Raw genomic sequence first — 747 nt, 5'->3', positions numbered from 1 at the left:
GACCGACTTCGGCTCAGGCCGCATCACGACCGCCGACCAGTGCCCGCCCACCGACCCGTCCCGAACCCGGGCGGCAACGGATGAGCAGGCCTTCCTCTGCACCGCCCGCCGAGCGCGCGCCTTCCCCCACCTACCCGATCACCTCCTGCTGGCCTACGGCCGCAAGCAGTGCGCCGCCTACCCGAACTCGACCGAGGACAAAGCGTTCCTCGCGCCCATCTGCCCACCCGCCGCAGCCGACCGACAGCGCGAGATCGTCGCTGAGGAGGCCGAATACCTCCGCCAAGAGGCCGCCAGCCAGGCGATCTGCAACCGCTTGCGTCACCGGCCCCGGATCACGCCCGCCCGAGCGGCGCGCCTCCGTGAGTTCTCCGAGATCGGCATGGAGTCCTACGAGGACCACGCGGACACCGCGCAGGAGGAGCCCGTCGTCCACGGCGACCTGGTGGGCAGCGTACCGGGCCACTTGCGGATCGACTTCCACGCCGACTACGAAGTGTGCGTCACCGCCGAGGCCTACCGGCGCCGCCCACCGGTGGAGGTCAAGGGCTGGGACAAGGTGATCGAAGTCGGCTACCACAGCCCCGGCGGGGACTTGACGCTGCGGGACCCGATGGCCGCGCCCGAACTGCCCAACCTGGCCATCGCCGGCAAAGGCCACTACCGCGTACGGGTGCACTACCGCGCGCCCGAGGGGGATGCCTTCACCCCCCAGCATCTGCTGGTCATGGTCTACCCCGGCCGCGG

Annotated in this window: 1 protein-coding gene; it reads left to right on the top strand. The window is 71.0% G+C overall.

Annotated features, from left to right (window positions below; genetic code table 11):
• The coding region (locus tag ACWJ6R_RS37425; protein WP_449066720.1) for a hypothetical protein at window positions 1-747 on the top strand (747 nt) is incomplete at both ends.

Source organism: Planomonospora algeriensis, assembly GCF_977012225.1.
This window is presented reverse-complemented; position numbering and strand designations above follow the sequence as displayed.